Source organism: Prevotella sp. TF12-30 (assembly GCF_003436715.1).
Taxonomy (GTDB): Bacteria; Bacteroidota; Bacteroidia; order Bacteroidales; family Bacteroidaceae; genus Prevotella; species Prevotella copri_A.
This window is the reverse complement of record NZ_QSQJ01000036.1, coordinates 1-24,828: the sequence shown is the minus strand read 5'-3', so window position 1 is coordinate 24,828 and position 24,828 is coordinate 1. Positions and strand designations below refer to the sequence as shown.

Here is a 24,828-nt window from a genome sequence, read left to right as displayed (position 1 = left end):
TTATTATTGTAAACTATCAACCGTTAACTATTACTTAACAATACCCTTCTCCAAGTATTCCACGAGGTTGCAGCGAACCTTCTCACCGGCAGCCTCGGCAGCCACCTTGGCCATATCGCTCTCTACCATGATCTTGACGAGATCTTCGAAAGAGGTGGTGTTTGGATTCCAGCCGAGCTTAGCCTTTGCCTTTGTTGGGTCACCCCAGAGGTTCACCACGTCGGTAGGACGATAGAAATCTGGAGAAACCTCAACGAGAGTCTTGCCGATAAGCTCCTCAGGACCCTCAACGCAGATACCCTTCTCGTTCTCATTCTTGCCTTCCCACTTCAGTTCGATACCTACGTGGTGGAAAGCCAGCTGTGCGAACTCTCTTACAGAGTGCTGCTTACCTGTTGCAATCACGAAATCCTCTGGCTTCTCAGCCTGGAGAATCAACCACATGCACTCTACGTAATCCTTGGCATAACCCCAGTCACGGAGTGAATCCAGGTTACCGAGATAAAGCTTGCTCTGCTTGCCCTGCTTGATACGGGCTGCAGCCAATGTAATCTTACGGGTTACGAAAGTCTCACCACGGCGCTCACTCTCGTGATTGAAGAGGATACCAGAGCAGCAGAACATATTGTATGCCTCACGATACTCCTTGACAATCCAGAAGCCATACTGCTTGGCAACTGCGTATGGAGAATAAGGATGGAATGGAGTGTTCTCGTTCTGAGGAACCTCCTCTACCTTACCATAAAGCTCAGATGTGGAAGCCTGATACATACGGCAGGTCTCGGTCAAACCGCACTGGCGGATAGCCTCCAGGATACGGAGCACACCTGTTGCATCTACGTCGGCTGTAAACTCAGGAGAGTCGAAGCTCACCTGTACGTGGCTCTGAGCTGCGAGGTTATAAACTTCGGTTGGTTTCACCTTGTTCATCACCTGGATGATGCTCATAGAGTCACCGAGGTCAGCGTAATGAAGGTGAAAGTTTGGGGTACCCTCCAAATGTGCGATGCGCTCGCGATAATCGGTAGATGAGCGACGGATTGTTCCGTGAACATCATACCCCTTACTCAACAACAATTCGGCTAAGTAAGAGCCATCCTGACCTGTGATACCTGTAATTAAAGCTACTTTTCTATTTTCCATTTACTTCTTTATATATGATAAATTAATAAATTCGTTGCAAAAGTACTACTTTTTTCTCAGACTATCAAACTTTCTGTCATTTATTTACCATTTTCTCTAACATTGAACCGGTTTGAACCTAAGATTGAAACTATTTGAAACGAAGCTATACCCATCTGAATCTAAGCCAGAGAGGGATGAGATTCTACTCAAGAGCCGTCTGTGTCTCCGGCCAGTTCACTAGATACAGCATTTCCGTAGCTCGCGTAAAGGCGGTATAGAGCCAGTGGATATAGTCGGGATTGAGCATATCATCCGTCATGTAACCCTGATCCACATACACATGCGCCCACTGTCCGCCCTGGGCCTTGTGGCAGGTTACGGCGTATGCGAATTTCACCTGCAAGGCATTGAAGAACTGATCCTGTCGGATTGCCTTCATTCTATCTGCCTTGAGCGGAATATCCTGATAATCCTCTTCTATCTGATGGAAGAGCTGCTCCTGCTGTTCATGGGTCAGAGCAGGTGCCTCGCTCGTCAATGTATCCAGCAGCACCGTAGCTTCCAGCTCATAGTTGCCGTAATCGGGAAACTGGAGCAGCAACGTGGCAAAGCGGAAGCCATAGAGGTCAATGCGGCGGCGCACCTTCAGCACTTTCGCCCGATCGCCATTCGCCAGAAAAGCAGGAATATCGTTACTTTGAACTTTATGAGTAGCAGTTCCAGATTCTGTGCCTTCGCTCTTCACCCTTCGTTCTTCAATTTCCTTTTCCTTTATCTTCTTCCTCTCTTCTTCCATCCAGTAATAATTATTCTTCACAATCATCAGGATATCGCCCTGCGAAAGCTCTTCCTCCCTATCCAGCACCATATTGCGGATGCCCTGATTGAAGATGTTTGCACGCTTGTTGCTGCGGGTCACCACGATGGTATCATCCAGACCTACATGGTGATAACTGTCGGCTAGAGCCTCTATCAGTTCGGCTCCAGGCATCGGCTTGATATCCGAATAGCCAGCGAAATGAATCTTCGGAAGTTGGGTAATGTCATCATGCGTAATCATCTGTCTGATCATCGTGGCATTATAGAGAATACCCGATTCCTCGCTCTGTCGGAGCACCTCGTTCAGATCACATTCATACACCTTCAGTCCATATCCCTCCAGCATCGCCGCATGCAAGGCTGGCGATTCCTCCTCGCCAACAGGAGGCAACTGCGCCTTGTCACCTATCAGCAGCAAGCGGTCGTTACGTCCCTGATACACGAAATGCACCAGGTCATCCAACAGGCATCCGCTTCCGAAGCTCATCCCTCCCAATCCCATATTGGCTATCATCGACGCCTCATCTACCATGAAAAGCGTATCGGTATAGAGATTATCATTCAGATTAAACTGTCCCTCCACCCCCGAAAACGATTTTTCACGATAGATACGGCGATGAATGGTATAGGCAGGCGAACCGCTGTTCAGTGAGAAAACCTTCGCAGCCCTACCCGTAGGTGCCAGAAGCATCACCTTCTGGCGAATCTCCTTCAGAGTCCTGACGATGGCACCCGAGAGCGTTGTCTTACCCGTACCCGCACTACCTCGCAAAATCATCACGGCATGCGGATCTCTATCGGTAAGAAACTCAGCAAACACCTCCAGGGCATGTGCCTGTTCCTGGGTTGGCGGAAAGCCAAATTGCTGCAATATCTTATATTTTAGCTCGTCTATTATCATCAATTTGTTATTTATCCTTTAATAATTAATAATTTCAACACCAAATATTTTGCGTTGTCTCCGTTTTGCATTATCTTTGCAGAAGATAAGCTGCACTCGGCAATCTGTAAGCAAGCTTACATTGCGCTCGTTTGCATTATCTTTGCAATGCAAAAGTACTAATACTTTTTGAAATGAGAATGAAATTAAGAAAAATAAACAATAATGCCATCCTGGGTGCCTGCGTCATTATCATGATGCTGCTTTGCGCTCTCAGCATCAGCCAGCCTCTCATCTTCGAGAAACAGATGGCGAACCGCGAAGCCGAGGTGAAGGAGAAACTGATGCTCATCCGTTCTGCCGAAGAAAGATACAGGGCGAAGCACGGAGTCTATACCGGCGATTTCGCTGTCCTCATCAAGGCAAAGTATCTCAAGGCTGAGGATACCCTCATCCCTTATTCCGATGGCAGGAAATTCTCGCTCGCCGCCACTACCATTATCCATAAAAGCGGAAAGCAGATTCCGCTGATGGAATGTGGAGCCACCTACGAAGACTATCTCGATGGTCTCAACGAGGAGGCGATTCAACAGGTAACAGAAAAAGCTTCCGATGCCGGCAACTTTCCTGGATTAAAGATCGGAGACATCACCAAAGACAACGACAATGCAAGTAATTGGTAAAAAAAGAACACAGCAAGCACGACTCACCATCCGTGTGAGCAAGAATACACTCAGCTTCTCGGTTGTAGATCGTGAAGCCGAGCACCAGTTGATATACGAACCTTACACTGTGAAAAGCGGTGTATCGATTGCAGCCAACCTCAGACAGGCTTTCGGCGAAAGCGAACTCCTGCAGCGCGGCTATCAGAAGGTGCGTGTCTATATCGATACGCCTATCCTGCTGGTACCTATCGAGGAATTCCACGAGGAAGACCTCACCGTGCTCTATCAGCATGCCTTCACGGGCAGCCACAGCGATGCCATTCTCTACAGGGTGCAGCCGAATCTGAATGTGGTGGCCGTTTTCCCGATCAACAAGGATCTGAAGATGGTGATAGAAGACAACTTCCAGGATGTGCGCTTCACTCCTATCATGCAGCCGATGTGGAACTATCTGCACAAGCGCAGCTTCACGGGTATCTACCACAAGCTCTATGCGTATTTCCACGACAAGAAGGTGGACATCTTCTGTTTCGAGAAAAACAGATTCAAGTTCTACAATTCCTTCCAGGCTGATCATGCCAAGGATGCACTCTACTTCATCCTCTTCGTATGGAAGCAGCTGGGATTGCAGCAGATGCAGGATGAGCTGCATGTTTCGGGCGATATTCCGGATAAGGATTGGTTCCTCTACAATGCCAAGCTCTATGTCAAGAAGACCTTCCTCCTGAATCCGAGTGCCGAGTTCAATCGTGCGCCCATCACGGAAATCAAGGGAATGCCTTTCGATCTGCTGACGCTCTACTTAAGCAAGTAGGAGTGGATTGTTAAAAGCTGATTTTAAAAATTGATAGTTAAAAGTTGATAGTTAAAAGTTAATTATGAGAATCATAACAGGACAATATAAGGGTCGCCACTTCGACATACCACGTTCGTTCAAGGCGCGACCAACTACAGATTTCGCAAAGGAGAACATCTTTAATGTTTTGCAGAATTACATCGATTTCGAGGATGCCACAGCCCTCGACCTCTTTGCCGGCACAGGCAGCATCTCGCTGGAACTGGTATCCCGTGGATGCAGCCGAGTGATCAGCGTAGAGGCCGACCGCGACCATGCCAACTTCATCCGCGAGTGTTTCAAGAAACTGGGCGAAGACAGGGATCTTCTGATTCGCGGCGATGTATTCCGCTTCCTGAGAACCTGCAAGCAGAAATTCGATTTCATCTTTGCCGATCCGCCATATGCGCTGGAGAAACTTCCCGAGATTCCAGACCTCGTACTCAATGGCGACCTTCTCAACGAAGAGGGCATCTTCGTTTTCGAGCATGGCAAGAACTACGATTTCTCCGACCATCCGCGATTCCTGGAGCATAGAAGTTACGGAAGCGTAAACTTCTCGATATTCAGATAAAATCTGCTGATTGTTTTAAAGCTTCTGCCCTTTCAGGGCGAAAGGGGAAAATACAAGGCTACCCAGGGCGATGCCCTGGGCTAGGAGCTTCTGCCCTTTCAGGGCGTATGGAGCAAAACATCCTCCCTTTTTACAGCAGCGGAGAAAGCAATCTTACGATACTCTCGAACAATCTTTTCAGGAACGGGCGCCTTACGAAATACGCCACATCATCTACCAGAATACTCCTAGATTCATCCTTCAGATAAATCCGCTTGATTCTCTGAGCCATTTCCTCATCATAGAAGAAGGCATTCGCCTCGAAATTATTCTCGAAACTCCGGAAATCCACATTCGTGCTGCCCACGGTACAGAGGTTGTCATCGCTCACCAGCAACTTGCTGTGATTGAATCCACCCGTATAGAGATAAACCTTCACGCCAGCCTCTATCGCCTCCATCAGATAAGAACGCGAAGCCCACTCCACCATCCTGGCATCTGAATGCCTAGGCATCAGCAAACGGATATCTACTCCCGCCAGCGCCGCCGTGCGCATCGCAAAGAGCACAGGTTCGGTAGGCAGGAAATAAGGCGTCTCCATATACACATATTTCTGCGCCTGGAGCAGAATGCGCACATATCCCTGCATGATATCAGGCCATGGAGCAATCGGACTGCTCGTTACTACCTGCACCAGACAATTATTCCTGATCTTCGAATCCACCGGAGGATAATACTTTCGGTTTGACACCAAGGTGCGATCCACAAAATACCAGTCTATCAGGAAAGCACGCTGCAGGGCATACACGCCTCCGCCCTCTATCCTCAGATGCGTATCGCGCCACTTCTGCTTCCCGGTGCCCTTCACATAGCGCTTGGCGATGTTCATGCCACCGATGAATCCTACCCTACCGTCTATCACGCATATCTTACGGTGATTGCGGTAGTTCACCTTGCTGGTAAACGCAGGAAACCTTACCGGCATGAACGAATGCACATCGATGCCTGCTTCTCTCATGCGCTCAAAGAAGGCGTCCTTCACCTTCCAGCAGCCCACGTCATCGTATATCAGTCTGATTTCCACTCCCTGCTCCGCCTTGTCTATCAGGGCATCAGCTACCAAATAACCCAAGGCATCATCCTCGAAGATGTAGGTATCCAGATGGATATGATGCTTCGCCTTACCTATCTCATATAATAAGGAGAAGATGAATTCATAACCATCGGTAAAGATATCCACCTGATTGTCCTTAAACGGGAATGCCCAGTTCTGATTGGTAAAGAGATTCATCAGCGGCTTGTTGTTGGCTGGGATATGCAGATTCTCCTGCTCGGCAAACTCCAGCATCGATCGCTTGGTCAACTGGTCCATGCTTCTATCGCTGATCAGCCGTTCCTTTCTCGTGTTCTGCCCGAAGAAGATGTAGAAGATGATTCCCACGAAAGGCATGAAAGCGAGCACAAGAATCCATGCCATCGTCTTGGCGGGCTGTCGGTTGTCCATCAAGACGGTGATGATAGCGGGAATCATGATCGCCATATAAAGCAAGAGATAAATCCAATGAATATATATCATACCTTTCTTTTTTAATCTAGTTGAATACCGAGTTGGTCTGGCTGGCAAGCAGCGAGTTCATCTTCTTCAGTTTCATAAACTCCTCCACCAGCTCCCTGTTCGAAGGATTTCTGGCAAACTCCTGCTGCACCTCTATCAGTCGCTGTGCGATATAATGTGTGCGGAAGCTCAGCAGATCCTTGAAAACAAACTGGCGCAGCTTTTCAGCGTTCAGCTGCAGCTGCAGACTCGCCGTAGAAACCTCCTGTTCTCCCGTCGGCAGACTGGCAATCCTGCTCACCTCCGGATTCGGATGGTTGGCAAAATAGGTTTCCGCCACGAAGTTCTCATCCTCCAGATGCTCCAGCGTTTCCTGCAAGATTCTGTTATAAAGCTCGTTATGGAATCTGAACTCATCGCCCGACATATCCAGATAGATATATTGTGCTATCGGCAGTTCTATATCGTTGCCCTCCACATCCTTCACCACGATATGCTTTTCTCCGTGATGTATGATCAGCTTCACCAGCAGGTCCTCTACCTCCAGCAGCTTGTCCAGCGGCGTCACGCCCCTCATGACAGCCTGCATTCCCTGCTGTGGGGCAGTAGCCTTCGGATCTTTCAGTCCAGCCGCGCGCCGTTCAGCCTTCACCTGCTCGCTCATGCCGTTTCTCACAAAGTTGTTCAGCGCATTCACGATAATCGCCTCGTTCACGCCCAGCCGGTGGGCGCAGTCGGTGATGTAAGAGGCTCGGGTAATCTGGTTCTTGATTTTCGAGATGCTCTCCACGATGCTGTTGATAGCCTGGCTTCTCTTCACCGGATCGGTCACGCCGTTCAGCGAGAGGTCGGTCTTAAACTGTATGAAGTCCTTCTGGTTTTCCTCTATGTATTTTCTGAAATCGGCAGCGGTATGGCTTCGGGCAAAGCTGTCAGGGTCGTTTCCATCCGGCAGGAAGAGCACCTTCACGTTCATCTCCTCCTCCAGCAGCATGTCGGTACCTCGCAGCGCCGCATGCACGCCCGCAGCATCGCCGTCGTAGAGTAATACGATGTTGCTGGTGAATCGGTGGAGCAGTCTGATTTGATGGATGCTCAGCGCCGTACCCGAGTTGGCCACCACGTTTTCGATGCCGCACTGGTGCATGGAGATTACATCCGTATATCCCTCCACCATATACACGCAGTCTTCCTTGGCGATGGCCTTCTTTGCCTGATACAGTCCATAGAGTTCCCGCTCCTTGTGGTAGATGATACTGTCGGGCGAGTTCACGTATTTCTGGCTCACACCCTTGGTACGGGTATCCAGCACACGTCCGCCGAAAGCCACCACCTTTCCGCTCACACTCAGCCACGGGAAGATGGCACGCCCGGAGAACCGGTCCAGATACTTGTCCTGTCCGCTCTTGTTGCCCGCTTCCTCCTTATCCACCTTGAAGCAGAGACCGGTATCCACCAGGTATTTCGGCTGATATCCTTTCTTCACCGCCTCGTCGAAGAGCGCCGTGCGCTGGTTCAGGGCGAATCCCAGCTGGAATTTCCGGATGATGTCGTCTCTGAATCCTCGGCTTCTGAAATACTGCATGCCGATGGCTCTTCCGTCCACATCATTCTGCAGGATGTCCTGGAAGTATTTCGCCGCCCATTCATTCACGATGAACATCGATTCGCGTTCGTTTTCGCGCTGCTTCTCCTCGTTGGTCATCTCGCGTTCCTGAATCTCGATATGGTATTTGTTAGCCAGCCATCTCAATGCCTCAGGATAGGTCATCTGCTCCAGCTCCATCAGGAAGTTGATGGCGTTTCCACCCTTTCCGCAGGTAAAGCAGTGGCAGATGCCACGGGTTGGCGAAACGGAGAACGACGGATGTGAATCGTTATGGAAAGGACACAAGCCGACATAGTTGATGCCGCGCTTTTTCAGCGTGACGAATTCAGACACCACCTCTTCTATCTTGATGGAGTCCATAATACGTGCTATCGTCGGTTTGTCTATCATATTTTTCTATCTTATTTTATGATGCAAAATTAATACTTTTCTCTGAAAACACAAAACATTTAGGGAAAAAGACGTACAGAAACCGCATGGAAAGCCAAAATGAAACAAATAATAAAGAAAAGATTACATTTGACAAAGTAAAATACGATGAATATTCCTACCTTTGCAAACATCAAATACATAAACATATTTTTTATATGAGACTTAACAACATCAAGAAAGTATTTTTAGCTTCCGCTGCTCTCCTCTCAGCCATGAGCATGAGTGCAGCAGAGAGATTCGTCAGTTTCAAGCAGGGCGATCTGCTCATCAACGCTAATGACAAGGTAGAAATCTATATGGACGCCAACGACTGCCGTGGCGTGAGCTATGCTGCCAATGCACTGGTCAGGGACATCAGCAAGGTGAGCGGCTCCCAAGCCACCATCACCTCCAACCGGAAGGCAACCATCCTCGTGGGAACCATCGGACATTCTGCTGCCATCGACCAGCTCATCAAACAGAAACGCATCAACGGAAATCTGCTCAAGGGCAAGCGCGAGAAATTCATCATCACTGTGGTGGATAAGCAGCTTGTCATCGCCGGCAGCGACCGTCGAGGAACCATCTATGGCATCTACGAACTCTCCCAGCAGATGGGCGTATCGCCTTGGTATGACTGGGCAGACGTGCCTGTGGAGCATCACGACTCCATCTTCGTAAACAAGGGAATCTATACAGATGGCGAGCCAGCCGTACGCTATCGCGGCATCTTCCTCAACGATGAAGCTCCCTGCCTCACCTCGTGGGTAAAGAACACCTACGGCACCGAGTATGGTGACCACCGATTCTATCAGCGAGTGTTCGAGTTGGTGCTCCGCTTACGTGGCAACATGATGTGGCCAGCCATGTGGGGCTGGGCTTTCTATGCCGACGATGCAGAGAACGAGAAGACGGCTGATGAAATGGGCGTGGTGATGAGCACCTCGCATCATGAGCCGATGGCACGCAACCACCAGGAATACGCCCGCAACCGAAAGGGATGGGGACCTTGGAACTATCAGAAGAACAAGGCTAACCTGCAGAAGTTCTTCCGTGAAGGCATTGAGCGAATGAAAGGAACCGAACAGATTGTAACCATCGGAATGCGTGGCGACGGCGATGAGGCGATGAGCGAAGAGGCTGATACCCGACTGATGACCAACATCATCAACGACCAGCGCAAGATTATCGCTGATGTAACGGGAAAGAAGGCGAGCGAGACACCGCAGGTATGGGCACTATATAAAGAGGTGCAGGATTACTACGACAAGGGCATGAAGGTGCCTGATGACGTAACCCTGCTGCTCTGCGATGACAACTGGGGCAACGTGCGCCGTGTGCCGAATGCCCAGGAACGAAAGCACAAGGGCGGATGGGGACTCTACTACCACGTAGATTACGTGGGTGCTCCAAGAAACTCGAAGATGCTCAATGTTACCCCCGTGCAGAACCCATGGGAGCAGTTGACACTTGCCTATGAGAACGGCATCGACCGACTCTGGATTCTCAACGTGGGCGACCTCAAGCCGATGGAATACCCTATCAGCCAGTTTATGGACATGGCTTGGAATCCCCGCAAATACGATGTAAACAGCATCACCCGTCATACCCGTGACTGGTGCGCACAGCAGTTCGGAGAATCGCAGGCTGACGAAGCGGCACGCATCCTGAACCTCATCTGCAAGTACAATGGTCGCTGCACCCCAGAGATGCTCAACAAGAACACCTATAATTTGGAGAACGGCGAATGGCAGGAAGTGGTGAACCAGTATCTGAAGATAGAAGCCGATGCCTTGCGCCAGTACAACAGTCTGCCTGCAGCCTATCACGATGCCTACCGTCAGATCATCCTCTTCCCTATCGAGTTGATGAGCAATCTGCACCAGATGTACTTTGCCCAGGCTCAGAACCATGCTCTCTACAAGCAGAACAATCCGAAGGCGAACATCTGGGCTGATGAATGCGAACGCTTCTTCAAGCGCGATTCCCTCATCTGCCACAATTACAACCACAAGATGTCGGGTGGCAAGTGGAACGGAATGATGACACAGAAGCATATCGGCTACAAGAGCTGGAATGACGATTTCGAGAAGGACACCTGTCCGGAACTCTTCCGGGTAACCTCCAAGGATGGCGTCATCATCAGCGAAAACAACGGCGTGGTAGAAATCGAAGCTCCTTACTACAGCAGCAAGACGGATGCTGCCGAGGCAAAATGGACAGAGATTCCATTCATGGGCAAAAGCGTATCGGCAATGACTCTGATGCCTTATACCAAGAGTGTAAAGGGAGCCAGCATCACTTACAAGTTTAAGATGCAAGTTAGCAAGACTTCGGTTGGCAAAACTTCGGATGACAAGGCATTTAATGGCAATGTTTCCAATGGCAAGCAGAAGGTTCGCATTCATGTGATTACCAAATCAACCTTGGATTATCTCAACAAGGGCGGCTTAACCTATGGTGTAAGCTTAGATGACGCTTCTCCTGTAGAGGTTAACTTCAACAAAGATTTGAACGAGAAGCCGGAGAACATCTACAATATCTATTATCCAACGATAGCCACTCGCATCGTGGATCAAGTGATAGAGTTGGAACTGCCGGCTACTGCCGATGGCATCCACACCCTCACCCTCACTCCTAACGACCCAGCCATCGTCTTCGAGAAAATCGTGATTGATGGAAGAGGAGGGAAAGGGAGAGTCAAGGTAATATAAAGGTATAATATAATAATAAGGTTATAGGCACGCCCCCGAAAGGATGCGTGCCTATTTTTATAAAAAAAATGGTTAATTTATTTGGTAATCAGAAAGTTTCCTCGTATATTTGCAAAAATTATCAAGAGAAATCGCTTATGTGCAAGTATGAAGAAATAGAAGGTTGGCGTCTTTCCAATGGCAAGACCATCCGAAAGATTAAAAAAGCCGTACATGAGAAGATAAATTTTGGGCGAATATATCTCATCATTAGCATTTTGCTTGCTTATATGGGAACTATTAGCATGCAAGCTCAATCATGCGAGGGACGAGTGTACCTAAAGAATGGTATCCAGCAACTCTATGAAAGTAATGACCGAATAGACTTGCCACGCAAGAAAAAGGATGTTCAAGTTTATAGAAACTTCTTTTCTCGCCAATGCACTAGCGATGTGATACCTTTCGCCAACATTGATTCTGTAGTGGTGTGGAATGCAACCTCCAAGCAAAACGTACGCACACTTGTTCCTTTGGAAAATGTGGGATGGAGCTGGCTATATATCAACCACCCACGATTGCAAGTCTATATTTATGCCTCCCAAGGTTATTCCGTGACGGACATGGGAGGAATGAAAGCTTGGCAAGGTAACACAGTAGCAGCAATGTTTTTCATCCCAAGCAAGACGGCTTGCGACTTCTATGTCAGACAGACTGATGGCAAGCTTATATGTCTGGGAGATACCTATAAGAAATGCGACAAATCCTTTATCCGAGAACTTTGCCATTGTGTAGGACTTTCGCAGGAATGGGAAAAGAAACTCATTGGACTAGGTGAACACAACCGAAGTTCTATGATACAACGAGTGATAGAAGTATTAGATGACAAACAATAAATAACAACTAAAAGGAATCATTATGAAAGCAATGAAGTTTTGGCTGCTCATGGCAGTAATGGTGGTAGCGATAGCTGCACACGCTCGCAAGAATGACGACCCAGAAATGCGTCATGTTCGCCTCACTATGATGGATGGCAAACAGATAGAGGGCTACATTCCTAAGAAGTACATGGGGTGGGCGCTAGAATATCAAGTAAGACTTGCCGAGAATCCAGATGGCAAAAAAGCCAAGAAGTACGATGCTGAGAAAGTAAGCAAGATGGAATGGCTTGCACTCACCGAGGAACACCCTGAAGGCGAAGTGTGGGAACATTGCCAAACGATAGCACGTAATTCGATTAGGGCTGTAAAAGAGGATCGCCTTATGGAACTCCTTTACCGCGGCAAGAATGCATCTGTCTACCAAGTTCACGTATTTCTGCCTGGCAATGGCATAAACACAGGAAACTCTTGGGCTACTTGGTATGCACTGAAGCCTAATGGACAGGAAAGGGCATTTATTCTTTACAATGCAACGCTTGGCAAAATGGGAAGCCTGGATAGACAATTCAAGGATCAAAAGGAATATGAGGGACTGAAGGATTACATTCTTGAATGGTGGAACAAAGATAAGTCTTTAGCTAGGAAGCAACTGAATGATGGTGTAGCTATCTTTAGCCATATCTATGATGAATGGAAAGCAGCTTCCAGTAAACAATAATAGTTCCTGCGGAGGGCACTTTCGTGCCCTCCGCAGGATGACTTAGGTCATCTATATGGCTCACTCCCGTCATCTATATGAATGACCCAGGTCATCCGATACAAAGAAGTCTTTTCTATTCCTTTTGTGATAGTTGCTTTCTCCTTTAGACTAAGTTGACTTCTCCTTATATTAATGGTCCTTTCTGTTGATTATGATTGTTGTTTCAGCTCAAGGTAAATGGTGCGGTGGTAAGCGCAGTTGGTTCTTTTGTCGTTTCCCCTAATTGCCGTAGAAATATTGGGATACAGAATTCTCCTTTCACACTTAAGTGAATGATTATGTGCACACTATGATAATTGTGAAAGGAGAATGAAATTTTAATTGCTGTTTTTGAGAAGCTATTTTCGAAGATGACTTTATGTCGATGAGGCATCAGTTCGAGGGTCATAGTCTTCAGTCGCTGTGTAGCCCATTGACGGAAACGAGTGCCTTGAATAGATTTTACACGATAGCCCACAGATATGATAACATCAAGGTTATAGAACTTCACTTCTTTGCTTTGGGTTTTTCCTGCCATGGCACCATGCTGAGTGGTCTGTCGGAATTTCCGACAAACCACTTTTTCGTCCAATTCTCCTTCCTTGAATATATTCAATATGTGCTCATTGATAGTAGAGCGCCCTTTATTGAAAAGCTCTGCTATCTGTTCCACATTTAGCCAAACCGTCTTATTCTCCAATCTCACATCAAGCTTCACGCCATCATCAGATTGGTAGATGATCATTTCTCCCAAATCAGTTTGGGGTGTGTCCTCCCATTTATAGCCACAATCCAAGCAAAGATGCAATACACCCTCTGTCTGCACATTGTCTGAACAGTCCCGACATTAGGATCACTTTTTTTTATTTCACTTCTCTCTCAACATCCATTCCCACGTAGGAAGAACATGAACCTGCTTGCCATCTATCTCAAGTTCTTCCTTCTCCTCCATCGTAAGAATATATCCCTCAGCCAAGCCATAAGCATTCATGGCTTCCATCAGCCCCTCGATTTCTCGCTTGCGAGTTTTCTCGTCATTCATCACTATCGTTACTTGATAAGCCTTCATGATTCTCATGCCCTCTCTAACAACAAAGTCGCACTCCTTCTTATCTGCATGATAAAAAACATCATATCCGCGACGTTTCAACTCGATGAACACGATGTTTTCCAACTTCACTCCCATATTGTCGGTGGCATTGAATCCGATGCGACTCACGATGGCATTGTCGATGAAGTAAATCTTCTTCGGGTTCAGCATCTGCACCTTTACCGATGGCGAATACTTCATGAGCTGGAATATCATATAGGTTTGCCCGATGTACTCCAAATAGTTTTTGACGGTTTCGGAATGACGGATTCCTACTATCTTACCTAATGAAGTATAGGTAATACGCTTCGTGGCATTGCTGGCGAGATAAAAGATGAGTTCCTGCATCTCCTTATCATTGGTCAACCCATTACGAGCCATCACATCACGGAAGATGATGCTATCGTAGAGTGACGAGAGGTAACGAGTGGATGACGACTGGAGATACTTAGGAAATCCACCTTTCTCCAAATACTCCTTGAAATGCCCCAAGAGAATAGCACGCTTGCTGGTTAGATAAAAGTCCTTGGCTTCCAGCTGCACCTTTGCCAACTGCAAGTATTCCAGAAAGGAAAAAGGGAAAATCTCCACTGCGATATAACGCCCCGTAAGATGAGTGCCAAGCTCTCTACTCAGCATTCGGGCATTTGATCCAGTTACAATCACCTTATTGCCTTCGTTGTAGAGACGGCGCACAAAGGTCTCCCAGCCCTTCACATTCTGTATCTCATCAAAATAATAGGTATGCTGCTCACCAAAGAGTTCAAAGAAACATTCTTGCAATGTTTGGAAATCAGAAACCGTAAAATTGACCAATCGCTCATCATCAAAATTGAAAAAGAAGTTTTGCTCCGGCAATTTGCTGCGCATTTGCTGGAGCAAAACAGACTTTCCACAACGTCTTATACCAGTAATAATTAGTATCTCCGTTGTGGTAAGCCACTCTTCCTCTATGTCTCTCGGCACAGTATCTTGTGCTATATTCTTGCAGTATTCCTGCTGCTCAAATATAATTTGCTTTAATAACTCTTTCATGTTCAATCATTTATTTGCTTGCAAAAATACGATTTTTTAAGTAAACAACCAAACAAATCTTCATTTTTGTTCATTCAGAATGAGTAATTTTTACCTTTTTTACTCATTCAGAATGAGTAATTCAGAGCAAAGCCACTCATTCTGAATGAGCACTTCTTGAAAAGTGCCTTTTATTCACTGTCTTAGACCTTTATTTCTTTCGTCAACTCACATCCCACCAATCCATCACCGCCAATGCTGTGGGAACTTACATATCAACGCAGTCAAGCAGTTACTATGATGAAGGAAGCCCTTACCAATATGACGTGAAAGGCAAGACCGCCTCTTTGCTTTCCGAGATTATCTATGAGAACCGACTGAAGCCATTTACGCTCTCCGTAGGCTTGGCCTATACCTACAAGCACACTATGAACAACTACCAAGGAGATGTATTCGCCCAGAACAAGACAGACAATAACAAGGTGTATGCCTTTGGTGAAATAAAAGGGGAAAGTGCCAAATCACTTTCCCTCTTTCTCCTCCATCCATTCTTCCAATACCTTGCAATATTCATCATTTTGCTCGGCAAATGGCATGTGTCGGGCTCCTACGAAGAGATGCCACTTGGAATCTTGGATACCATCATAAAGTGTCTTTGCTACCAATGGAGTGCAGAGGTCATTGGTTCCACTCATCACAAGGCATGGTACTTGTATCTCGCCCAAGCGGTCGGTGTAATCATAATCACGGAGCGTACCAGTAGGAGTGTATTCATTTGGTCCCCAACCATGGAGATAAGCCTCAGCACCAGCACGCTTCTTCCGGCGAAGACACTCTGGACTATCCTCCGTCACCTCACCGGCACAATGCAGGAGCATGAAGTGTTCATTCGCCTTGGCATACGCCTCGCTCGAAAAGTCATCCTTCGCCTCAGCCTCAGCGATGGCACGCTGGTCTTCCTCCGACATAAACTTAATCATGCGATGTTGCTCACTTGCCCAAAGCTTGCTGCTCGAAAGAGTGCTGCTGAGGATGGCTGACTTCACGCCCTTTGCTTGCTTCTCTATCAGATAGATGATGGCGAGCATGCCACCCCACGACTGTCCCAAGAGATGAAAATGGTCGATGTGGAGATAGTCGATGAGGGCACAGAGTTCTTTGAGCCAAGTCTCTGGTGTCCATAGTTCGGGATGTCCCTCCACGAATGAGTTGCCACAACCCAACTGGTCATACATGATGACGGCTCTGCCCGTCTCCGCTACTCTATCCAAGAGTTCGAAGTAATTGTGAGTACTGCCTGGTCCACCATGCAAAAGGATGATAGGGTTCTTGCCCTCTTCCGTTTTACCTACGATACGATAATAAGTTTGATAGCCCATGAAGGGCATATATCCTTCCTTGATTTCCATTGTCTTCAAATGTTTTTATTGTTACCTAAACTGTGTTATCTAATTTTGCTGCTCCTATACCTTATTATATAGTCCCTCATTTTCCTTACGCAAGAGCGGTCGTCAATCAACATTTTCTTCTGACGCTCCTCAAAGCAGAAGCCCATACCAAGCTCCAAGATAAAGTCTTGAAGATGGGTGATGAGGGCTGTCTCCAAGTCAGACTCTTCCACGACATCCTTGGCTTGCAAGCCCAAAAACTCAAAGGTAAATGGCGACTTGATGTCAAGGGCGAGCGTATCTGTCTCAGCCTTGCCTTCCACCAACTTCGCCAACGCCTCAGGCTTTTGACTCCATCCACTGCGGAAATAATAGTTGGAATCAATCTGGCGTTGCAATTCTCTGACACTCCAAGTACCACGAATTGCCATCGTCTCGTAGAAAGCACGCTCCAAAGGGTCGCTAATTGGGAGAATGGCTGCAAGATGAGTGAACGACAGTTTATCAAATAACTCTTGCGGGTCAACCCACACCTCATTACCTACCACATCAGAAGATTTGGCAATCACTGATTGCCAAATTATAAGCCCCTCATTTTGAGAACTTTTCAATTTGGCAATCACTGATTGTCCAATTGAAAGATTGCCACATAAATACTTTTTTATCGGTAACCCCAATCTGTTATATACAAGATAGAATTGTCGATAAAGTCGCAATGTTCTATAGCTGAAAGTCTTCTTGTCTTTCAACTTCTCTGCCAACTTCTTCAAAAGTTGCTCACCATACTTAGCTCTATCAGCTCCCTTCTGCTCATACTCCACAATATAATAGCCCGTCAACCAAGCCTTGGCTGTGACGTGGCGATTTATCACTAAGCGAGCATTGTTCTGCAATACATCTTGCGTTTGCTGAATATGGGCTACAAGACCATCGAAGTCATTGTTTTGCGCCACTGGGATTTCATTCTTCTTCATATTCGGTGGAGTTTTGGAAAGACATGTATATCACATTTATCATGTGCACATATTATAATGTGCAAAAATATAAAAAATATGGCAATTAAACAAATATATCTCGATTATTTTATCAAAAGAACTTAAATAATTTGGTTGCTTCAAGCTAATGCAATATCTTTGCATTTTAAATAATCATGAAATCAAATAAAAATAGAATATATGTTTAGTGGAATCGTAGAAGAAATGGCCACCGTAGTGGCGATTAAGCAGGATAAGGAGAACATCGACTTTACCCTGAAATGTTCGTTCGTAGATGAACTCGGCATCGACCAGAGCGTGGCGCACAATGGCGTCTGCCTCACCGTGGTGGAAATCAAGGACGGTACTTATACCGTTACTGCCATGAAGGAAACCCTGGATAGAAGCAACCTCGGTCTGCTGAAGGTGGGCGACAAGGTGAACGTGGAGCGCTCGATGATCATGAACGGCCGACTGGACGGCCATATCGTGCAGGGTCACGTGGATGAAACCGCCAAGTGCATCAACATGAAGGATGCAGACGGTTCTACCTACTTCACCTTCGAATATGAACTGAACAAGGAGATGGCGCGCAAGGGCTACTTCACCGTAGATAAGGGCAGCGTAACCGTGAACGGCGTTTCGCTCACCGTCTGCGAGCCTACCGACAACACCTTCACCGTAGCCATCATCCCTTACACCCGAGAGAACACCAACTTCTGCAACATCGAAGTAGGAACCGTGGTGAATATCGAATTCGATATTCTCGGTAAGTATATCGCAAGACTGAAGAGCTTCGAATAATCGAATGAAGAGCTTCGAATAAATCGAATAAAGATTTTCTAATAAAACAAAAAATGCCGCAGCGAATATGCTGTGGCATTTCTTGTTTATATGGCTGTTTACTTTCTTCTGATTGTCAGTTCGATAGCCTCCGGATGCTGCTGCGCAAACGACTTCACATCATCAACCACCAGCACGAGATAGCCACCGCCACCAGCTCCCGGCATCTTCCAGGCATGAACCTCAGGAAGTACGGAATACTGATCGATATACGACTGAACGCAGCCCTGAATCATGGCTGGGAACAAGGCAACCTGAGCATCGAAGGATGCCTGGAAGGCAGATGCAAAGGCAGCAAAATCCATTGCGAGGATAGCATTCCAGCAATCATCGGCAGCCTTGGCAAGGTTCTTCACCTTTGGCTCGGTAATATCCTTGCCCTCTACCACAGAACAGCCCGGACGGCGTGGCTCCATCGGAATCATGCAGACGTGGCTCTCCACCCACGAGAGAACCTTCTCATCCAGACAGGTCTCAAACTTATCCGGCCAGAAACGGTTATCATAATAATGTCTCACCAGTCCCGGCATGCAGATACCGATGGCATCCTGCGCACCACTCACGATACCGTCGCTGCGCTCAGGATCGTTCTCGAAACAGAACACCAGTTTGGCAAGAATCTCAGGATTCATGTCAGGCAACTTCACCGGCCATATCTTCTTGATCATGTTGCGGGTAGAAGTGGAAAGACCGCAGCGCTCACGCACCTCGAAAGTTGGGAGGAGCGACATGGTGATAGCCCAGCCCGGAGCATGGCAGCTTACGTATGGCTGGTCTATCCAGGTACCTGCCAGGTCGAGACGGGTAGGAAGCTGACAGGTAGAATCCTTGATATCCGTGCTCGAACGGGCGGTGAGACCATCTGCCGGAGTGCGCTGCAGCACCACATACTCGATGCCCCGCTCCTGGCAGAACTGGCGTTTGGCTTCGCTGCTGCCGTCCGCATTCACCACAAAGATATCGGGCTTCACGATGTCGATGGTAGGAACAAAGTCCATAATGCCATCGCCAGCATTGATATAGGCATCCTTTACATATTTAATAGACTTCACCATAAAGAGACGCTCCTGCTCGGGATAAAACGTCTTATGATGCTTGTAGCCGAGAATCGTCTGGTCGGATCCGATACCTACGTAGAGGTCGCCGTACTGAGACGCCTGGCGGAAAAACTCAACGTGGCCGCTATGCAACAGGTCATAGCAACCACTTACAAAAACTTTCTTCATATTTTTAAGCTACTTTTCTTATTTAGGACAAATTATCAGATAAAAGATAGATTTGCCGTATTTGTCTGCAAAACTACAATAAATATTCAAAACTAGCAAGAAAAAACTGCACAAATATTACGTTTTGCGCACAATATATAGTAATTTGTGCATTTTTTCTTCGAAATATTTGGGTAAAAGACAAAAAAATGGTACTTTTGCCGACGTGTTTGCTCCCAAATCAAGGATTTGAGCTCCGAACACTAACAACTTAAGAGAATTATAACAATAACCATTTTAAATATGAGTTTGAAAATCGTTGTACTTGCCAAGCAAGTACCTGACACAAGAAATGTGGGTAAGGATGCGATGACAGCCGAGGGCACCGTGAACCGTGCTGCCCTTCCTGCTATCTTCAATCCAGAAGATTTGAACGCGCTGGAGCAGGCTCTCCGTCTGAAGGAGCAGAATCCAGGTTCTACAGTTGGAATCTTGACCATGGGTCCTCCTCGTGCAGGAGAAATCATCCGCCAGGGTCTTTATCGTGGTGCAGACACCGGTTGGTTGCTCACCGACCGCCTCTTTGCCGGTGCTGATACACTGGCTACTTCCTATGCCCTTGCTACAGGAATCCAGAAGATCGGTGACGTGGATATCGTGATCGGCGGTCGCCAGGCTATCGATGGTGATACTGCTCAGGTAGGTCCTCAGGTGGCTCAGAAGCTGGGATTGAACCAGGTTACCTATGCCGAGGAAATCCTCAAGGTAGAAGACGGCAAGGCTACAATCCGCCGCCTCATCGATGGTGGTGTTGAGACCGTAGAGGCTCCATTGCCACTGGTAATTACCGTAAACGGAAGCGCAGCTCCATGCCGCCCATGCAACGTGAAGCTCGTGATGAAATATAAATACGCTACCTGCCCTATGGAGCGCAAGGGTGATGAGCCTTGGGCTAATCTCTATGAGGAGCGCCCTTACCTCACCTTGAACCAGTGGAGCGTTGCCGATGTGGATGGCGACCCTGCACAGTGCGGTTTGAGCGGTTCACCTACCAAGGTGAAGGCCGTGAAGAACATCGTGTTCCAGGCAAAGGAGAGCAAGACCTTGACCAGCAGCGATGAGGACATCGACGGACTGATGAAGGAATTGTTGGACGAAAGTATTATCGGATAATCATCGAAGGATGATTCAGATTCCGATTCATTTAAAAATGCTTTATAAGAAAAGACAATGAACAACGTATTTGTATATTGCGAGGTAGAAGGCACAACCGTTGCCGAAGTATCTCAGGAATTGCTCACCAAGGGTCGTAAGCTCGCTAACCAGCAGGGCGTGGAGCTCCATGCCATCGTGGCTGGTACTGGCATCAAGGGTCAGGTAGAGGATCAGATTCTCCCTTATGGTGTAGATAAATTATTTGTTTTCGATGCTGAGGGATTGTTCCCATACACTTCAGCTCCACATACCGACATTCTCGTCAACCTCTTCAAGGAGGAGAAGCCTCAGATTGCATTGATGGGTGCTACCGTTATCGGTCGCGACCTCGGTCCTCGTGTTTCTTCTTCATTGACCAGCGGTCTTACCGCCGACTGTACAGAGCTTGAAATCGGTGATTACGACGACAAGAAGAGCGGCAAGCACTATGAGGGTCTGCTCTATCAGATTCGTCCTGCCTTCGGTGGTAACATCGTGGCTACTATCGTCAACCCAGAGCACCGTCCTCAGATGGCTACTGTCCGCTCTGGCGTGATGCAGAAGAGCATCTACGAGGGTGAGTGCAAGAAGGAAGTCGTTTATCCAGAGGTAAGCAAGTATGTTCCTGCTGAAGACTTTGTTGTAAAGGTACTCGACCACCACGTAGAGGCTGCCAAGCACAACCTGAAGGGTTCTGCCATCGTTGTAGCCGGCGGTTATGGCGTAGGAAGCAAGGAAGGTTTCGACCAGCTCTTCGAGTTGGCTCATCTCCTCCATGGTGAGGTTGGTGCTTCCCGTGCTGCAGTAGATGCAGGTTGGGTAGATCACGACCGTCAGATTGGTCAGACTGGTGTTACCGTTCATCCTAAGGTTTATATCGCCTGCGGAATCTCTGGTCAGATTCAGCACATCGCCGGTATGCAGGATTCAGGTATCATCATCTCTGTGAACAACGATCCTGATGCTCCAATCAACAAGATTGCCGACTACGTTATCAACGGTAATGTAGAGGATGTGGTTCCTAAGCTCATCAAGTACTACAAGCAGAATTCTAAGTAATCTGCATTACACATTATTTAAATAAGAAAAGCAAAATGGCTAATTATTATACAGACCATCCTGAAATAGAGTTCCACTTGAATCATCCGCTCATGAAGCGTGTTGTGGACCTGAAGGAAAGAAATTACGCAGAAAAAGACCAGTTTGAAGATGCTCCTGTCAACTACGAGGATGCCATCGAAAACTACAAGCGATTGCTGGATATTACCGGCGATGTAGCTGCTAACATCATCGAACCAAACTCTGAGGATGTTGACCTCGAAGGTCCACACCTGGAGAACGGTCGCATGATTTATGCCAGCAAGACATTCGAGAACCTCGATGCTACCCGCAAGGCTGGCCTCTGGGGCTTGTCTATGCCTCGTCGTTACGGTGGCTTGAACCTGCCTAACGCCATCTTCTCTATGGCTTCAGAGATTATCGCTGCAGCCGATGCCGGTTTCCAGAACATCTGGTCTCTCCAGAGCTGTATCGATACGCTCTATGAGTTCGGTTCTGAGGAGCAGCGCCAGAAGTACATCCCTCGCATCTGCGCAGGCGAGACCATGAGTATGGACTTGACTGAGCCTGATGCTGGTTCTGACTTGCAGCGCGTGATGCTGAAAGCTACACAGGATGAGGACGGCACATGGCGTCTGAATGGTGTGAAGCGTTTCATCACCAATGGTGACTCAGACATCCACCTGGTTCTGGCTCGTTCAGAGGAAGGCACCAAGGATGGTCGTGGTCTTTCTATGTTCATCTACGACAAGCGTGATGGTGGCGTAACAGTCCGTCACATCGAGCACAAGTTGGGTATTCACGGTTCTCCTACCTGCGAGTTGGTTTACAAGAATGCCAAGGCAGAGCTTTGCGGTAACACCCGTCTCGGTTTGATTAAGTACGTGATGGCTCTGATGAATGGTGCCCGTCTGGGTATTGCTGCTCAGAGTGTAGGTGTTGAGCAGGAAGCTTACAACGAGGGATTGGCTTATGCCAAGGAGCGTGCTCAGTTTGGTGAGAAGATCATCAACTTCCCAGCCGTTTACGACATGCTTTCAAGAATGAAGGCTAAGTTGGATGCAGGCCGTTCACTCCTTTACTGCTGCGCTCGCTACGTAGATATCTACAAGGCTTTGGAAGACATTGCCCGCGACACTAAGCTCACTCCAGAGGAGCGTCAGGAGATGAAGAAATACACCCGCTTGGCTGATGCATTCACTCCATTGGCTAAGGGTATGAACTCAGAGTATGCCAACCAGAATGCATACGATGCCATCAGCATCCACGGTGGTTCAGGTTTCATCATGGAGTACAAGTGCCAGCGCCTGTTCCGTGACGCCCGCATCTTCTCTATCTACGAGGGTACTACTCAGTTGCAGGTTGTTGCAGCCATCCGCTACATCACCAACGGTACTTATCTCAGCATCATCAAGGAGATGTTGGAGAGCGAGGTATCAGATGATTTGAAGTCATTGAAGGAGCGTGTAGCTAAGCTCGTAGAACTTTACGAGGCTGCCATCAACAAGGTGAAGGAAGCTAACGATCAGGCAGTTCACGACTTCCTGGCTCGCCGTCTCTACAACATGACTGGCGACATCGTAATGTCTCTCCTCATCCTCGACGATGCTACCAAGGCACCAGAGATGTTTGCCAAGAGTGCCAACGTATATGTTCGCATGGCAGAGGAGGAAGTTCTCGGTCATTCAGCATACATCCAGAACTTCAAGGCAGAAGACTTGGAGAGCTTCAAGGCATAAGACATTTATAAGAATCAGATAATTTAAAAAGTCCGTGGGCAAATGAATGTTCACGGACTTTTTTTATATAAGATGGCAGCGCACTGCAAAATTTAGATGATGGTAATCCAGATACCTTCCCCCTGATTCTCAGCCACCTGGATGCGCTTCATCAGACGATGGAGCCAGATACGGGAGTTCACCACCATACCCTTCAGCTTATTCTCACCCACCAGGATGCAGCCCTGGGTATCGTCGGGATAGTTGCCGGCATGGATGCGGATGCCCTCGAAACCGGGCACACCCTGCACATACGGCAGCCACTCCTTGAAGCGGGGCGACTTGGTGATGAGTACACGATACGAGCCTTCAGGGATGGCGGTATGGCCCGGAATCTTTCTTGCCACCTTGCCGCTCTCTCTACTGAACCGGGCATTCACTTCCCCGGGCTTCAGCGCTATCCCCTTCAGGTTGCGCCACGTAGGCTCCATGGTATCACAGAAGTAGCTGTCCTTAGACAACTTCTTCAAGTCGAAAGTATGTTCGAAACTGCGCTTGTCGCCGGCAAACTTGCCGGAAAGCACCTTGCGCTTCACATCACCATCAGCCAACAGATACAGTCGGCCGATGGTATAAGTATTCTTCTTCGCTATACGCTCTAAAACTATTTCCATATACAATAGATTTTTTCGTTCATTATATCAAGAATATTTTTCTGATAAGATTCAATCCCCACTCTTGGAATGGGTCTTGATAAAAACTGAGTATTTGAGTAACTGAGTATTTGAGTCTTTCTCCTTCACCTTGATATAGCCACGGAAGAGCCAGTTGTTCAGCATCTTCATCGTGCCCTTCGCACTCATCTTATGCTCAACTCTCAAGGCTTCCACCTGCTGATAGTTGAACTCCTCAGGCAGGAATCCCAGGATACTTGCCGGACCTCTCTTGCTCTCCTGATCACACTCCAGCTCCGCCTTCTTGATGGCATCACCGAAGAAACGCATCTTGCAGTAGAGGTCGTAACGCTCGCTCCAGCGGATGAAATCCTCAATCTCCGGCTCCCACTGGTAACCGTTCGCCACATAGAGCACACAAGCCTTCAGATAGCCGATTACGTTGGCACGGAAGCTCAGATTCTCATAGACTCTGTCCTGCGACAGACGGGAGAATTCCGCATTCTCATCCTTCAGTACCTCGGCAAGATGAAAAGCCTCCTTGCACTCCACCAGCCCTGAAGCCATACAGAGATTATCGATGTAAGGTTTCAGAGAATTTCTGAATTCCTCATCGTAGGTTCCGTAGATGGGAATGTCCTCGCCGATGTCTCTTTCGGGGATGGTGCAGAAGTTGATTCGGGAAACCGGACCATCGGTCAGCACACGCTTGAAATACCTGATGCCTTTATGGATGGTGGTAGAAGCATTCCAGTTGAAACGGATGGTAACACGCTCGGTGACACTTTGTGTTCCGACTCGCGTTTGCCCATATAAATTACCTGGGTCGAAGGCGAGGCACATAATACGAAACTGCTGAAAACCGCTACCCTTGAGTGCATCAAACTGGTCGATTTCGTTCAGCGAA

20 protein-coding genes and 1 pseudogene are annotated in these 24,828 nt (G+C 47.7%); 10 read left to right on the top strand and 11 right to left on the bottom strand.

Translation table 11 applies throughout. The annotated features are described in order from the left end of the window. Window positions 1-30: 30 nt before the first annotated feature. Entirely contained in the window at window positions 31-1,143 is a 1,113-nt protein-coding gene (gene gmd / locus DXD25_RS12405; protein WP_117663780.1) for a GDP-mannose 4,6-dehydratase, read from the bottom strand. Window positions 1,144-1,327: 184 nt separating this feature from the next. Further along, the gene (locus tag DXD25_RS12400) at window positions 1,328-2,845 is read right to left on the bottom strand and encodes an ATP-dependent RecD-like DNA helicase (protein WP_117663779.1); all 1,518 of its coding nucleotides are present in this window, start codon (window positions 2,843-2,845) and stop codon (window positions 1,328-1,330) included. A 179-nt stretch (window positions 2,846-3,024) separates the two neighbouring features. Here DXD25_RS12400 and DXD25_RS12395 point away from each other — a divergent pair, with 179 nt between their 5' ends. From DXD25_RS12395 to DXD25_RS12385, 3 genes are all read left to right on the top strand, one after another. Then, on the top strand, window positions 3,025-3,507 hold the full coding sequence (locus DXD25_RS12395; protein ID WP_187360479.1) for a hypothetical protein: 483 nt from the start codon (window positions 3,025-3,027) through the stop codon (window positions 3,505-3,507). Continuing rightward, entirely contained in the window at window positions 3,491-4,303 is an 813-nt protein-coding gene (locus DXD25_RS12390) for a DUF3822 family protein (RefSeq protein ID WP_089545024.1), read from the top strand. The genes DXD25_RS12395 and DXD25_RS12390 overlap by 17 nt, the downstream gene beginning before the upstream one ends. A 64-nt stretch (window positions 4,304-4,367) precedes the next feature. Beyond that, the gene (locus DXD25_RS12385; protein WP_089545023.1) at window positions 4,368-4,898 is read left to right on the top strand and encodes an RsmD family RNA methyltransferase; all 531 of its coding nucleotides are present in this window, start codon (window positions 4,368-4,370) and stop codon (window positions 4,896-4,898) included. A gap of 130 nt (window positions 4,899-5,028) precedes the next feature. On the opposite strand, the gene cls is transcribed toward DXD25_RS12385, so the two are convergent. After that, window positions 5,029-6,453, bottom strand: a complete 1,425-nt coding sequence (gene cls, locus DXD25_RS12380) for a cardiolipin synthase (RefSeq protein ID WP_117663777.1) — start codon at window positions 6,451-6,453, stop codon at window positions 5,029-5,031. Between the two features lie 16 nt (window positions 6,454-6,469). Next, window positions 6,470-8,431 carry a DNA primase gene (gene dnaG, locus DXD25_RS12375; protein WP_117663776.1) on the bottom strand — a complete coding sequence of 654 codons (1,962 nt, stop codon included), beginning with the start codon at window positions 8,429-8,431 and terminating at the stop codon, window positions 6,470-6,472. Window positions 8,432-8,628: 197 nt separating this feature from the next. Between dnaG and DXD25_RS12370 the strand changes: the two genes are divergently transcribed. The 3 genes from DXD25_RS12370 to DXD25_RS12360 all read left to right on the top strand — a co-directional run bounded on the left by DXD25_RS12370 (window position 8,629) and on the right by DXD25_RS12360 (window position 12,741). Further along, a complete protein-coding gene (locus DXD25_RS12370) occupies window positions 8,629-11,166 on the top strand; it encodes a glycosyl hydrolase 115 family protein (protein ID WP_117663775.1) in 2,538 nt (845 codons plus the stop codon). A gap of 68 nt (window positions 11,167-11,234) precedes the next feature. Further along, a complete protein-coding gene (locus DXD25_RS16965) occupies window positions 11,235-12,038 on the top strand; it encodes a hypothetical protein (RefSeq protein WP_187360478.1) in 804 nt (267 codons plus the stop codon). Window positions 12,039-12,060: 22 nt separating this feature from the next. Next, window positions 12,061-12,741 (top strand): hypothetical protein, encoded by a 681-nt coding sequence (locus tag DXD25_RS12360; protein ID WP_117663774.1) that lies wholly within the window; start codon window positions 12,061-12,063, stop codon window positions 12,739-12,741. A gap of 205 nt (window positions 12,742-12,946) precedes the next feature. On the opposite strand, the gene DXD25_RS12355 is transcribed toward DXD25_RS12360, so the two are convergent. From DXD25_RS12355 to DXD25_RS12340, 4 genes are all read right to left on the bottom strand, one after another. Further along, window positions 12,947-13,588 carry a virulence RhuM family protein gene (locus tag DXD25_RS12355; protein ID WP_233522306.1) on the bottom strand — a complete coding sequence of 214 codons (642 nt, stop codon included), beginning with the start codon at window positions 13,586-13,588 and terminating at the stop codon, window positions 12,947-12,949. A 42-nt stretch (window positions 13,589-13,630) separates the two neighbouring features. After that, window positions 13,631-14,887 (bottom strand): ATP-binding protein, encoded by a 1,257-nt coding sequence (locus DXD25_RS12350; RefSeq protein WP_117663773.1) that lies wholly within the window; start codon window positions 14,885-14,887, stop codon window positions 13,631-13,633. A gap of 500 nt (window positions 14,888-15,387) precedes the next feature. Then, on the bottom strand, window positions 15,388-16,275 hold the full coding sequence (gene pepI, locus DXD25_RS12345) for a proline iminopeptidase (protein ID WP_117663772.1): 888 nt from the start codon (window positions 16,273-16,275) through the stop codon (window positions 15,388-15,390). 35 nt (window positions 16,276-16,310) lie between these two features. After that, window positions 16,311-17,228, bottom strand: a complete 918-nt coding sequence (locus tag DXD25_RS12340; RefSeq protein ID WP_117663771.1) for a PDDEXK nuclease domain-containing protein — start codon at window positions 17,226-17,228, stop codon at window positions 16,311-16,313. Window positions 17,229-17,429: 201 nt separating this feature from the next. On the opposite strand from DXD25_RS12340, the gene DXD25_RS12335 reads away from it, so the two are divergent. Then, a complete protein-coding gene (locus DXD25_RS12335) occupies window positions 17,430-18,032 on the top strand; it encodes a riboflavin synthase (protein ID WP_089545011.1) in 603 nt (200 codons plus the stop codon). A 98-nt stretch (window positions 18,033-18,130) separates the two neighbouring features. Here DXD25_RS12335 and DXD25_RS12330 read toward each other — a convergent pair whose 3' ends face one another. Continuing rightward, complete coding sequence (locus DXD25_RS12330; RefSeq protein WP_117663770.1) at window positions 18,131-19,297, bottom strand: adenylyltransferase/cytidyltransferase family protein; 1,167 nt, start codon at window positions 19,295-19,297, stop codon at window positions 18,131-18,133. Window positions 19,298-19,579: 282 nt separating this feature from the next. Between DXD25_RS12330 and DXD25_RS12325 the strand changes: the two genes are divergently transcribed. The 3 genes from DXD25_RS12325 to DXD25_RS12315 are packed head-to-tail and all read left to right on the top strand — an operon-like array spanning window position 19,580 to window position 23,268. Beyond that, window positions 19,580-20,449, top strand: a complete 870-nt coding sequence (locus tag DXD25_RS12325) for an electron transfer flavoprotein subunit beta/FixA family protein (protein ID WP_117663769.1) — start codon at window positions 19,580-19,582, stop codon at window positions 20,447-20,449. Window positions 20,450-20,506: 57 nt separating this feature from the next. Continuing rightward, the gene (locus DXD25_RS12320) at window positions 20,507-21,529 is read left to right on the top strand and encodes an electron transfer flavoprotein subunit alpha/FixB family protein (protein WP_089545009.1); all 1,023 of its coding nucleotides are present in this window, start codon (window positions 20,507-20,509) and stop codon (window positions 21,527-21,529) included. 35 nt (window positions 21,530-21,564) lie between these two features. Beyond that, the gene (locus DXD25_RS12315) at window positions 21,565-23,268 is read left to right on the top strand and encodes an acyl-CoA dehydrogenase family protein (RefSeq protein WP_117663768.1); all 1,704 of its coding nucleotides are present in this window, start codon (window positions 21,565-21,567) and stop codon (window positions 23,266-23,268) included. Window positions 23,269-23,360: 92 nt separating this feature from the next. Here DXD25_RS12315 and DXD25_RS12310 read toward each other — a convergent pair whose 3' ends face one another. Beyond that, on the bottom strand, window positions 23,361-23,921 hold the full coding sequence (locus DXD25_RS12310; RefSeq protein ID WP_117663767.1) for a DUF5675 family protein: 561 nt from the start codon (window positions 23,919-23,921) through the stop codon (window positions 23,361-23,363). Between the two features lie 51 nt (window positions 23,922-23,972). Further along, window positions 23,973-24,828 (bottom strand): annotated as a pseudogene (locus DXD25_RS12305) (hypothetical protein); the annotation flags it as partial.

What these genes read in the sequence shown, in the direction of transcription:
- DXD25_RS12330 (WP_117663770.1), bottom strand. Translation starts at nt 19,297, where the DNA reads ATGAAGAAAGTTTTTGTAAGTGGTTGCTATGACCTGTTGCATAGCGGC.
- DXD25_RS12390 (WP_089545024.1), top strand. Translation starts at nt 3,491, where the DNA reads ATGCAAGTAATTGGTAAAAAAAGAACACAGCAAGCACGACTCACCATC.
- gmd (WP_117663780.1), bottom strand. Translation starts at nt 1,143, where the DNA reads ATGGAAAATAGAAAAGTAGCTTTAATTACAGGTATCACAGGTCAGGAT.
- DXD25_RS12320 (WP_089545009.1), top strand. Translation starts at nt 20,507, where the DNA reads ATGAACAACGTATTTGTATATTGCGAGGTAGAAGGCACAACCGTTGCC.
- DXD25_RS12350 (WP_117663773.1), bottom strand. Translation starts at nt 14,887, where the DNA reads ATGAAAGAGTTATTAAAGCAAATTATATTTGAGCAGCAGGAATACTGC.
- DXD25_RS12340 (WP_117663771.1), bottom strand. Translation starts at nt 17,228, where the DNA reads ATGAAGAAGAATGAAATCCCAGTGGCGCAAAACAATGACTTCGATGGT.
- DXD25_RS12370 (WP_117663775.1), top strand. Translation starts at nt 8,629, where the DNA reads ATGAGACTTAACAACATCAAGAAAGTATTTTTAGCTTCCGCTGCTCTC.
- DXD25_RS12360 (WP_117663774.1), top strand. Translation starts at nt 12,061, where the DNA reads ATGAAAGCAATGAAGTTTTGGCTGCTCATGGCAGTAATGGTGGTAGCG.
- DXD25_RS12385 (WP_089545023.1), top strand. Translation starts at nt 4,368, where the DNA reads ATGAGAATCATAACAGGACAATATAAGGGTCGCCACTTCGACATACCA.
- DXD25_RS12325 (WP_117663769.1), top strand. Translation starts at nt 19,580, where the DNA reads ATGAGTTTGAAAATCGTTGTACTTGCCAAGCAAGTACCTGACACAAGA.
- DXD25_RS12335 (WP_089545011.1), top strand. Translation starts at nt 17,430, where the DNA reads ATGTTTAGTGGAATCGTAGAAGAAATGGCCACCGTAGTGGCGATTAAG.
- DXD25_RS16965 (WP_187360478.1), top strand. Translation starts at nt 11,235, where the DNA reads ATGGTTAATTTATTTGGTAATCAGAAAGTTTCCTCGTATATTTGCAAA.
- dnaG (WP_117663776.1), bottom strand. Translation starts at nt 8,431, where the DNA reads ATGATAGACAAACCGACGATAGCACGTATTATGGACTCCATCAAGATA.
- cls (WP_117663777.1), bottom strand. Translation starts at nt 6,453, where the DNA reads ATGATATATATTCATTGGATTTATCTCTTGCTTTATATGGCGATCATG.
- DXD25_RS12315 (WP_117663768.1), top strand. Translation starts at nt 21,565, where the DNA reads ATGGCTAATTATTATACAGACCATCCTGAAATAGAGTTCCACTTGAAT.
- DXD25_RS12395 (WP_187360479.1), top strand. Translation starts at nt 3,025, where the DNA reads ATGAAATTAAGAAAAATAAACAATAATGCCATCCTGGGTGCCTGCGTC.
- pepI (WP_117663772.1), bottom strand. Translation starts at nt 16,275, where the DNA reads ATGGAAATCAAGGAAGGATATATGCCCTTCATGGGCTATCAAACTTAT.
- DXD25_RS12310 (WP_117663767.1), bottom strand. Translation starts at nt 23,921, where the DNA reads ATGGAAATAGTTTTAGAGCGTATAGCGAAGAAGAATACTTATACCATC.
- DXD25_RS12400 (WP_117663779.1), bottom strand. Translation starts at nt 2,845, where the DNA reads ATGATAATAGACGAGCTAAAATATAAGATATTGCAGCAATTTGGCTTT.